The 7165-nt window shown below is 71.3% G+C and carries 5 protein-coding genes and 1 pseudogene; 3 read left to right on the top strand and 3 right to left on the bottom strand.

Annotated elements, in window-relative coordinates:
* Nucleotides 1-236 precede the first annotated feature (236 nt).
* The 3 genes and pseudogenes from aroC to aroB all read left to right on the top strand — a co-directional run bounded on the left by aroC (nt 237) and on the right by aroB (nt 4611).
* The gene (gene aroC / locus QK444_RS29145) at nt 237-1442 is read left to right on the top strand and encodes a chorismate synthase (RefSeq protein ID WP_282785334.1); all 1206 of its coding nucleotides are present in this window, start codon (nt 237-239) and stop codon (nt 1440-1442) included.
* 86 nt (nt 1443-1528) lie between these two features.
* Nucleotides 1529-2014 (top strand): annotated as a pseudogene (locus QK444_RS29140) (shikimate kinase); the annotation flags it as partial.
* 1478 nt (nt 2015-3492) lie between these two features.
* Nucleotides 3493-4611 (top strand): 3-dehydroquinate synthase, encoded by a 1119-nt coding sequence (aroB, locus tag QK444_RS29135; protein WP_282785332.1) that lies wholly within the window; start codon nt 3493-3495, stop codon nt 4609-4611.
* Nucleotides 4612-4730: 119 nt separating this feature from the next.
* On the opposite strand, the gene QK444_RS29130 is transcribed toward aroB, so the two are convergent.
* The 3 genes from QK444_RS29130 to QK444_RS29120 form a co-directional block, all read right to left on the bottom strand.
* A complete protein-coding gene (locus tag QK444_RS29130) occupies nt 4731-5225 on the bottom strand; it encodes a B-4DMT family transporter (RefSeq protein ID WP_282785331.1) in 495 nt (164 codons plus the stop codon).
* A gap of 95 nt (nt 5226-5320) precedes the next feature.
* Nucleotides 5321-6133, bottom strand: coding sequence for a shikimate dehydrogenase (locus QK444_RS29125; protein ID WP_282785333.1), 813 nt, complete (start codon nt 6131-6133; stop codon nt 5321-5323).
* The coding region (locus QK444_RS29120; protein WP_282785330.1) for an endolytic transglycosylase MltG at nt 6123-7165 on the bottom strand (1043 nt) is incomplete at its 5' end. The genes QK444_RS29120 and QK444_RS29125, both read right to left, overlap by 11 nt.

Here is a 7165-nt window from a genome sequence, read left to right as displayed (position 1 = left end):
CCGGCGGTCCGCGCCGGGCAGCACCCGGGGACAGCCTCATCGGCTCGCGTGCGGAGCTAGCGGAGCGCGGCCTTCCGCGGCCGATGTCGCCCGTCGTCGCCGTGCCGCCCGCAACCCTCGCGCACGGTGCCGCCATGTGCGCGGCGAGTGTGGCGGCGATCATGCTGACACGCTGACGTCGCCGTATGCCGGACCGCGTGTCGGTGCGACGGTATTCCCATGGAAAGATGGTGCCCGTGTTGCGCTGGATAACTGCCGGAGAATCCCATGGCCCTGCTCTCGTCACGATCCTCGAGGGGATGGTGGCCGGTGTCGAGGTGACCTCCGCCGATGTGGCCGCGCAGCTGGCCCGACGCCGCCTCGGCTACGGCCGCGGCGCGCGCATGAAGTTCGAGGCCGATGTGGTCACGATGGTCGGCGGGGTGCGCCACGGCAAGACCATGGGCGGCCCGGTCGCCATCGAGGTGGCCAACTCCGAGTGGCCCAAGTGGACCCAGGTCATGTCCGCCGACCCGGTGGACGAGGCCGAACTGGCCGAGCTGGCGCGCAATGCCCCGCTCACCCGGCCGCGGCCCGGGCACGCCGACTACTCGGGCATGCTCAAGTACGGCTTCGACGACGCTCGCAATGTGCTCGAGCGCGCCAGCGCCCGCGAGACCGCCGCCCGCGTCGCCGCGGGCACCGTGGCCAAGAACTTCCTGCGCCAGGCCCTCGGGGTCGAGGTGATCTCGCATGTGGTGTCCATCGGCACCGCGGCCAACACCACCGGCGTGGTGCCCTCCGCCGCCGATCTCGACGCCATCGACGCCAGCCCGGTGCGCGCGTTCGACGCCGACGCCGAGGCCGCCATGATCGCCGAGATCGAGGCCGCCAAGAAGGACGGCGACACCCTCGGCGGTGTGGTGGAGGTCGTGATCGAGGGCCTGCCCATCGGTCTGGGATCGTTCATCAGCGGCCAGGACCGTCTCGACGCGCGACTCGCGGCCGCCCTGATGGGGATTCAGGCCATCAAGGGTGTCGAGGTGGGTGACGGTTTCGAGACCGCGCGCCGCCGCGGCAGCCAGGCGCACGACGAGATGCAGCCCGGCCCCGACGGCGTGCTGCGCTCGACCAACCGCGCGGGCGGACTCGAGGGCGGGATGACCAATGGCGAGGCGCTGCGGGTGCGGGCGGCCATGAAGCCCATCTCCACGGTGCCGCGGGCGCTGTCCACCGTCGACATGTCCACCGGCGGCGAGGCCGTGGCCATTCACCAGCGCTCCGATGTGTGCGCCGTGCCCGCCGCGGGTGTGGTGGCCGAGGCCATGGTCGCCCTGGTGGTCGCGCAGGCCGCGCTGGAGAAGTTCGGTGGCGACTCGCTGGCCGAGACCGTCGACAACCTGAACAGCTACCTGAAGCGCATCAACGCCCGGCCGCACATTCCGGGCAATACACCGCGGTGACCGATGCGACCGATCCGTCGGAGGCCGCCGCCGCGGCCCCGGCGGAGACGGAACCGACGACCGGCAACGCGGCGCCCGCGCTCTCGGTGGTGCTGGTGGGTCCACCCGGTGCGGGCAAATCGACCATCGGCCGCAAGCTGGCCCGCGAACTCGGGCTGGAACTCTACGACACCGACGCCGGCATCGAAGAGCGCACCGGACGCACCATCCCGGAGATCTTCGCCGCCGACGGTGAACCCGAGTTCCGCCGGATCGAGGAAGAGGTGGTCCGCGAGGCCGTCCTCGCCGGGCACGGTGTCATCTCCCTCGGCGGCGGGTCGGTGCTGTCCGCCGCTACCCGCGCGGTGCTGCGCGGCCGCACCGTCATCTACCTGGAAATCAGTGTGGGCGAAGGACTCCGGCGCACCGGTGCCAGCACCAACCGCCCCCTGCTCACCGGCGACGATCCGGCCAGGAAGTACCGCGAGCTGATGAAGATCCGCCGCCCGCTCTACCGCGAGGTGGCGACCATCCGCGTCCGCACCGACGGCCGCAGCCCCGGCCGCGTGGTCCGCATGATCCTGGCCAAACTCGGCATCGAACCCACCGAGAAGCCGGACCCCACCGAACCCACCGGCCCCACCCCCACCCCGAGCGGCCGCTCCCGCGCCCGCCGCCGACGCCGCCGCGGACGGGGCCGAAGCGAAGCACAGACCCCCGCCCCGGCCACCGAAGCCGCCTCGGCCCACATCACCGCGGATCCAGTCACCGCGGACCCGGGCAGTTCCGACCCAGCCACCTCGGGTGCGACCCACGCCACGCCTGCCCGCACAGACTCAGCCACCGCTGCTTCACCCGGCACGACTCCACCTGCCGCCGTAACGGATTCGGGTTCCTCCCCCGGGACCGCCCAGCACCGCGACCAACCGTCCGACCAGAGCACCGGCGCCGCCGCGCCGAAGCGCAAACGCCGCAACCGCCGCTCGCGCCGCCGCCGCACCCCCGAGGTGACCCCGGGAACCGGTGCCGCGACCACCAGCGAAGCGCCGACCGCAACCACGCCCACCTCCACAACCGGCACACCCGCTTCCTCGACCAACGCGCCCACTGTGGGCACGAGCAACACAGTGAACCAACCGAGCGACAGCACCGCGATGTCGTCGCGCCGCACCGGTCACCGCCGTCGATCGCGCCGGGCGACCCGCCCCACCGGCCCGGCCGCCACCACACCCGCCGAGAACGTCGCGGCGGAGACCGGAATATCCACCCCCACAACCACACCCGATCCAGCCCCGGGCGCCGAGGCCGCACATTCGACGCACCATCCCGCCACAGCGCAGGCACAGCCGACATCGCCGAAGCCACGGAACGCACAGCTGGAGAAGACCGATCCCAGCGATATCGAGTCCAGGGCCGATCGCCCGTTCGACAGATCGCGGGCACCGGCCGGGACAGCGGACGCCTCCGGTCGGGCAACCACCACGCCCGGCGGCGATGAACCCGCCCACGGCGGTGCACATCACCCTGGCGGCACGACGGGTCCCACGCAATCCGATCACGCCTCCGACAGCCCGAACGCACCCGCCCGCACAGCCGACCGTTCCACTGCAGACACGCCCGGTCGGGCCACGGTGAATGCGCCTGGTGGTGACCAGGATTCGACCCACAGTCGCCACCGACTCCGCAGCCCCGGGGGATCCTCCGGGACCGACTCCGTCGGCGGCGATCCCATCACTGCGCACGAGGGCTCGACGCCCGGTCCCGCTGTGGCGGAAACGCGTATCCGGCTACGGTCGGACAGTGCGGGCGGCGGACCGAGTTCTGGGCACACCGCGGCTGTCGGCGCGGAGGACGACGGCAGCGGCGGCACGCGCGGCGCAAACACCCCGGGCGACACGGGAACTCCAGGCGTCACCGCCGACGCCGGCGCGGTCGAATCCACTTCCCCGGGGCGGTCTCGGCGGGCGCGGGCGCGCAGGGCGCGGGCGCGGCGGGCCCGGGAGGCTCGGGCCGAGCAACGGGAAACGGGTGAGAGCCCAGCACAATTCGCACGAGAAGAATCGGAGCACTGATGAGCGAGCCGACCCGTATCGACGTCCGCACGGCCGACCCGTATCCGGTGATCATCGGGCGGGGGCTGCTGGGGGATCTGGTCGAGCAGGTGACCGGGAAGTCCGGGGTGCGGACGGTGGCCATCTTCTATCAGCCGCCGCTGGCCGAGACCGCCGAGGTGGTGCGACAGGCCCTCGCCGACAAGGGGATCGACGCGCACCGGGTGGAGATTCCGGATGCGGAGGCCGGTAAGGATCTGGCGGTGGCCGGATTCTGCTGGGAGGTGCTGGGCCGAATCGGCCTGACCCGCAAGGATGTCGTGATCAGCCTGGGCGGCGGCGCGGCCACCGATCTGGCCGGTTTCGTGGCGGCCACCTGGATGCGCGGCGTGAGCATCGTCCACGTGCCGACCACGCTGCTGGCCATGGTGGACGCGGCGGTCGGCGGCAAGACCGGCATCAATACCGAGGCGGGCAAGAATCTGGTCGGCTCCTTCCACGAGCCGTCCGCCGTCATGGTCGATCTGGCCACGCTGGAAACCGTGCCGCGCAATGAGATCGTCGCGGGCATGGCCGAGATCATCAAGGCCGGATTCATCGCCGATCCGGTCATTCTCGATCTGGTGGAGCGTGATCCGCAGGCCGCGCTGGACCCGACCGGCGAGGTGCTGCCCGAACTGATCCGGCGCGCCATCCAGGTCAAGGCCGATGTGGTGGCCGCCGACCTGAAGGAATCCGACCTGCGCGAGATCCTCAACTACGGACATACGCTGGGCCACGCCATCGAACGCCGGGAGCGCTACCGGTGGCGGCACGGTGCGGCCGTCTCGGTCGGTCTGGTCTTCGCCGCCGAACTGGGCCGCCTGGCGGGCCGGCTCGACGACGCCACCGCCGACCGCCACGCGGCCATCCTGTCCAGCATCGGCCTGCCGATCAGCTACGACGCCGACGCGCTGCCCGAACTGCTGAAGTCCATGCAGACCGATAAGAAGACGCGCTCCGGCGTCATCCGCTTCGTGGTCCTGGACGGCCTCGCCAAGCCGGGCCGCCTGGAGGGTCCGGACCCCTCGCTCATGGCCGCCGCCTACTCCGCGGTCGCCCGCAACGAGAATTCGGGCGGCAGCGCGATTCTGCTCTGAGAGGGATGGGTTCCGCGGCCGGTTCCACGCCGCGGAACCCACCGGCAGCGGCACCGCCCGCCGGAAACGAATCGGCCGCCCGCACGCGAGTGTGGGGCGGCCGACGGGTGTTCCGCCACTCAGGCGTTGGCGGAGTCCTTGGTCAGCGCGACGGTGTCGGCATCGGAACCGGCATCGGCACCGGCGGCGGAACCGCCGGCGTTCTCCTTGCGCCGCACCAGGTAGCGGCCGAGCGCCACGCCGAGCACACCGGGGATGAAGATCAGCAGGACGATGAACGACGCACCGAAGGTGAGCTCGAACAGCAGGCCCTGATCGCCGAGGTCGAATTCGGGCAGGAAGTCGAGCAGCCAGGCGACCGCCCCGCCGCCGATGCCGCCCGCCAGGCCCGCCTTCAGCCAGCGCATGGTGAGGTCGTCGCCGGTCCCGGAGGTGGCGTCGGCGCGGCCGTCGAGGTAGCCCCAGGCGATGACGGCGGCGATGAGGACGAGTAGCCCCAGCGGGCGCATCCAGGAGCCGTTGGTCGGCCAGTACACCATGGCGAAGCCGAGCACGGTACGCAGCACCACGGTCAGCGCTCCGAGACCCACGGCGCGCAACACCCACGCATTCATGTCGATCACCCTAGCCTGTCCGGCCCCGACACTGAACTGGAACCCGTTACAGAATCTCGCTCATTCGCGCAGCGCCGCGGCCGTGACGGTGCCGCTCACGATTCCAGTACGGCCGCCATGGCCGCGCGCGGAGCCGGCTTCCCGGTGAACTGCTCCACCTGACCGTATGCCTGGTTCAGCAGCATCTGCAGCCCGCTCACCACGGTGTGCCCGGCGCGCGCCACGGCGTCGGCGAGCGGCGTCGGCCACGGATCGTAGATGGCGTCGAGCACCACCGGCGCCTGCGCGACGGCATCCGCCACGGTCGCCGCCGCGGCCGCGGGCACCGTGCTGACCACGGCGTCGACATCGGAGCACACGAATCCCAGTGCCTCCGCATCGAAGCCGATGACCTCGGCCGACATGCCGAGCCGCGCCGCCAGATCCAGGGTGTCGGCCGCCCGCCCCCGGTCCCGGGCGACAATGGTGACGGTGTGCGCGCCCAGATCGGCCAGCGCCAGCAGGGCGGGGCGCGCGGTACCGCCCGCGCCGAGCACCACCGCCCGCGCCACCTCCACGACGCCGCCGCCCGCGAGCGCGCCGCGCACGCCGTCCACATCGGTGCAGTCCGCGCGCCACCCGGTGTCGGTGCGCACCAGGGTGTTGGCGGAGCCGACGAGTTCGGCCCGATCGGTGCGCTCGGTGGCGTAGTCGAGGGCCGCGACCTTGCCGGGCATGGTCACCGACAGGCCCACCCATTCGGGTCCGAGTCCGTCGACGAAGCCGGGCAGCTGTTCCGCGGTGCATTCGACGCGGTCGTAGGTCCAGTCCAGGCCGAGTGCGCGGTAGGCCGCCAGGTGCAGCTGCGGCGAACGCGAATGCGATATCGGGCTGCCCAGTACGGCCGCCCGGCGAACCTCACCGTCCACTGTCGAGAATTCCACTTTCTTGGGCCTTGGTGATATTGCGCAGGTGCTCACCGTAGCTTTCGGTGAACAGGGTGGTCCCCTGCTTGTCGATGGTCACGAAGTACAGCCACGGCCCCGGTTCGGGATTCTCCATGGCGCGCAAGGCATCCAGCGACGGCGCGGAGATCGGTGTGGCGGGCAGGCCGGACATGGCGTAGGTGTTCCACGGTGTCTCGCGGGCCCGGTCGGCGTCGGTGGTGGCCACCTCGGTCTTGTCCAGGGTGTAGTTGACCGTGGAGTCGAATTGCAGCGGCTGCCCGACCTCCAGGCGGTTCACGATGACCCGCGCCACCTTCGACATATCGTTCGGCAGGGCTTCCCGCTCCACCAGCGAGGCGGCGACCAGGGTTTCGTAGGGGGTGAGGCCGTTGGCGCCGCCGGATTGCAGCAGGCCGGTCTCCTCGTACCGCGCGGCGCTCTCCGACACCAGCTGTTTCAGGATCTGCTCGGGGGTGCCGCTGGGATCGAAGTCCAGGGTGCCCGCGGCGATCAGTCCCTCCAGCTGGCGGCTGCGGTCGGGTACGGTGCGCACCCGTTCCAGTGCCCACTCCGGCACTCCGAGCGCGACCGGATCGCTCGCGCCGGCCGCCTCCAACTGCTCATAGCTGACGCATTTGCCGGATACGCAGCTGGCGTCGGCGATCTTGCGGTAGATGCCGTCCTTGCGCGCGCCGGTGTGCACATCAGTGGAGTCGTGCAGCTGCCGCCCCTCGGACAGCACCACATTCCCGACCCGCGACGAGTTGCCGACCAGGGCGGCCACGGCGTCGGCGGCCGGGCTGTGCGTCGGGATGGCGTAGTAGCCGGGTTGCAGGGAGTTCATGCCGTCGTTCTTGACCGCGGCCTCGTAGAAGGCGGCCGTGCTGGCGACGACACCCTTGTCGTACATGGTCTCGGCGATCTCGCTGGCGGTTTCGCCCGGCTGCACGCGCACCACCGCGACCGGACCGGCCGGACCGGCGAAATCCTCCGGCGGGGTGTACCGGTTCATCA

Source organism: Nocardia sp. CC201C (assembly GCF_030010695.1).
GTDB classification, from domain to species: Bacteria; Actinomycetota; Actinomycetes; order Mycobacteriales; family Mycobacteriaceae; genus Nocardia; species Nocardia otitidiscaviarum.
The sequence above is the reverse complement of the archived record's forward strand: the minus strand, read 5'-3'. Positions and strand labels throughout refer to the sequence as shown.

What these genes read in the sequence shown, in the direction of transcription:
- aroB (WP_282785332.1), top strand. Translation starts at nt 3,493, where the DNA reads ATGAGCGAGCCGACCCGTATCGACGTCCGCACGGCCGACCCGTATCCG.
- QK444_RS29130 (WP_282785331.1), bottom strand. Translation starts at nt 5,225, where the DNA reads ATGAATGCGTGGGTGTTGCGCGCCGTGGGTCTCGGAGCGCTGACCGTG.